The sequence below is a fragment of the Petrachloros mirabilis genome (genome assembly GCF_975968855.1).
Genome location: NZ_CDLUDY010000129.1, coordinates 1 through 3,679 on the forward strand (window position 1 = coordinate 1; position 3,679 = coordinate 3,679).

3 protein-coding genes and 1 pseudogene are annotated in these 3,679 nt (G+C 57.2%); all 4 read left to right on the plus strand.

Annotation, left to right across the window (positions count from 1 at the left end):
• The coding region (locus ACWVCN_RS05250; RefSeq protein ID WP_455244472.1) for a substrate-binding domain-containing protein at positions 1-847 on the plus strand (847 nt) is incomplete at its 5' end.
• Between the two features lie 29 nt (positions 848-876).
• Positions 877-1,344, plus strand: a complete 468-nt coding sequence (locus tag ACWVCN_RS05255; RefSeq protein WP_455244473.1) for an IPT/TIG domain-containing protein — start codon at positions 877-879, stop codon at positions 1,342-1,344.
• Between the two features lie 197 nt (positions 1,345-1,541).
• A complete protein-coding gene (gene accC, locus ACWVCN_RS05260; protein ID WP_455244474.1) occupies positions 1,542-2,960 on the plus strand; it encodes an acetyl-CoA carboxylase biotin carboxylase subunit in 1,419 nt (472 codons plus the stop codon).
• Between the two features lie 63 nt (positions 2,961-3,023).
• A pseudogene (locus tag ACWVCN_RS05265) lies at positions 3,024-3,679 on the plus strand (hypothetical protein); the annotation flags it as partial.

Below are 3,679 nucleotides of genomic sequence, written 5' to 3' on the forward strand. Positions count from 1 at the left end.
ATCACCGCAACCGAAACACCGAACGAACTCAATCTGTGTCTTCCTTGCCTTCCTGATCATCCTGTCAGCTTTATCCTTCGTTCCTGGGATCACGAAAGCCGAAGTGTCAGGAAGCTTGAAGATTGCCGGCAATGGGCCGGAGCTGCCGACGATCGAGGCGCTGGCCAGGGCGTTTGAAAAGGCAAACCCTCGAGCCTACGTGGACATACTTTGGGACGACAAATCCAAGCCGATCGAGCTGGTAAAAGACGGTGAGGCACAGATTGCCGTGACCGGCTCGGAAGAGCCCAGCTTGAAAGCCACGCAGGTCGCGTGGGACGGAATCGGAATTCTGGTACACCTTTCCAACCTTACGAAAGTGCTCTCAAAGCAGCAGGTTGCCGACCTCTTCTCAGGTAAAGTAAAAGAGTGGTCGGAACTCGGCGGATCGGGAACGAGAATCCTCCTGATCGACCGGCCAAAGAATCAGAACATCCGGGAAGCGTTCGAGCGGCAGCTCGGCATTGTCGGCAAGATTCCGGAAGGGGCAAAAGTCATTGCCAAGGATGAGAAAGTCGTCAAAACCGTCGTCGGGACCTTGCCACCGCTATCGGCTGTGGCATATATCTCTCTTAGCCAGGGCCTGTCGGTCGTCGCGGATGGAGTCGCAGTACGGCTCGTGCCGGTCGATCAGGTTGAGCCGGAAGTCCCAACGGTAAAGGACGGGCGATACCCCTTGCGGCGGCCTATCCTTTTCTTGTCACAACCACAAGGGAGCCCCTTGGTCGAGACCTTCAGTCAGTTTGCGCTGTCTCCGGACGGCCAAAAGATTCTCAGCGAAACCTATGTGCCACTTGAACGGAAATAATCTCCTATCTTTCATCTAAGGAGGATCTTATGCAGACGTGGCATTCTTCAGTCTTCATGGTGGTCGGGCTGGCCGGACTCATCCTGTGCGCCCCCCTGAGCCTCCGGGCCGAACAACGGGAGAGCCAGGGTGGTATGGTGGAGGGAGCCGGCTTCACGCTTTACGACACCGAATCTATTAAGGGTTTCGATGCCAGCAAGGTCGAGAAGGACCCTGTTTGCGATCGGAGCAAACGCCCCAAGATCTTGAAAGTCGAGCCGGACGAGGCGAAACCGGGCCAGAAGGTGACGATCAAGGGCGAAAACTTCGGAACCAAGGAGTGTTTCCACTGGGTCGCCTTCAGCGCAGCCGGCTCAACCAAGATCGACTACAAATTCGTCAACGATACGACGATCGAGGCGACAGTCCCCGACGTCAAGGCGGGGATGACCTTCATCGATGTGGTCGCCGGCGGCGGCAATGCACGATCCAAGGGGTTCCTGGTCAAGGCGAAATAGTCCCTACGACCGGTGAGGCACGGGACCCGATTCCCGCGCCTCACCGCTACGCCGAATCATCAGTTTTACCCCTTCGCGCCATTCCAATTTCTGCTCCGCTCCCTCGACAAGACTCCTTATCCTATGCTAGCTTACGCGCTCATTTTGGGGTGGAATCCGTCCACCGACGCACATAATTGTGAGTATCGTTGAGCACTATGTTTAAGAAAATTCTCGTGGCTAATCGTGGGGAAATCGCCATGCGGATCATCCGCGCCTGCCGCGAATTGGACATTGCCACGGCCGCAATCCATTCAGAGGCCGATTCCACCGGGATTTACGTCAAGAAAGCAGACGAGGCATACGTCGTCGGACCAGGGCCGGTGAAGGGTTTCCTCGACGGTCAACAAATCGTGGATCTTGCCCTCCGGATCGGGGCGGACGCCATTCATCCGGGATATGGCTTCCTCGCCGAGAACGCGGAATTTGCCGCACTCTGCCAATCTTCCGGCGTAACCTTTATTGGCCCCTCGCCGCAGGCCATTACCCTGATGGGGAGCAAGGTCAAAGCCCGCGAATTGGCCAAGCAGACCGGTGTTCCGATCGTGCCGGGAACAGAGAACGGAATCAGCACCACGAAGGAGGCCCTCGCCTTCACCAAACAAACCGGATACCCCGTCATCATCAAAGCCAGCGCAGGAGGCGGTGGGCGTGGGCTCCGGGTCGTCCGGACCGACCAGGAACTGCGAGAGAACATGGAAGCCGCGTCCCGTGAAGCGGAGTCCTCCTTCGGCGATGGAAGCGTTTTCATCGAGAAGTACATCGAACGGCCGCATCACATCGAATTCCAGATCCTCGGTGACCGCTTCGGCCATATCATCCATTTAGGGGAGCGGGATTGCTCCGTCCAACGCCGGCACCAGAAGCTGATCGAGATCGCGCCTTCGCTGATCTTGACGCAAAAACTCCGGGAGGAAATGGGCCAAGCCGCCCTCGCCATCGCCAAAGCGGTGCACTATGACAACGCCGGAACGGTGGAATTTCTTCTGGATCAGGATGGCAATTTCTACTTTATTGAGATGAATCCCCGCATCCAAGTGGAACACACAATTACGGAGCAGATTACGGCCATCGACATCGTGCGCCACCAGATTATCATCGCATCGGGCAAGCCTCTGGAAATTACCCAGGAGGACGTAAAATTCCAGGGTCATGCGATCCAATGCCGGATTAACGCGGAAGATCCGAAGAACAACTTCTGTCCGTGCACTGGTACCGTCACGGCGTACTTGTCTCCCGGTGGAATCGGGGTGCGCATCGACGGCGCCGCCTACCGCGACTACGTCATTCCGCCTTACTACGACGCCCTGTTGGCCAAATTGACTGTGCGGGGGAGGACATGGGAAGAGGCCGTCAGCCGAATGCGCCGGTCGTTGGAGGAATACGTCCTGCGCGGTGTCAAGACGACCATCCCGTTCATGAAGGCCATCATGGAAGAACCGGACTTCAAGGCCGGACGGTTTGACACCTCCTATCTCGACACGCACCCGGAACTATATAACTACGACGAAGTGGATCAGCCGGAAGATTTGGTTTTGGCCATCTCCGCCGCCATTGCCGCCTACGAGGGCCTCTAAACAAATCACCGACTCGAAACCCGGATAAGGGCGCACACTTAACCTATAGAGCTCGCAATTCGTATGGCACGACGACGATCACAATGGACCAAGAACAAGAAGCCGGCCCGCGGCCCCGTCATCCGCACAAGACGGACCGCTAAAGATACAAAAGGCCTCCAGCTTCAGCCCGCTCCGGGTAAAGCTTTGTTGATTACGGATGTTGCGTTGCGCGACGGCCATCAATCGTTGTTGGCAACACGCATGAGGACCGAAGACATGCTCCCGATCGCCCAGAAGCTCGATGCCGTCGGGTACTGGTCACTCGAAGTCTGGGGCGGCGCCACATTCGATACCTGCTTACGTTTTCTCAAGGAAGACCCCTGGGAACGGCTGCGTGCGTTGCGCGCCGCGATGCCGAACACGAAGCTGCAAATGCTGCTCCGGGGGCAGAATCTCGTGGGCTACCGGCATTATGCCGACGACGTCCTCGAACGATTCATCGAGCGGTCGGCAGCCAACGGCATCGACGTGTTTCGGATTTTCGATGCGCTGAACGATGTCCGCAATCTCGACCGGGCCGTCCGAGAAGTCAAAGCCTGCGGTAAACATGCAGAAGCTGCGATCAGCTATACCGTCAGCCCGGTGCATAATATCGACCGCTTCGTGGACATGGCCAAAAAGCTGGAGGACCTCGGCACCGACACGCTCTGCATCAAGGACATGGCCGGACTCCTGGC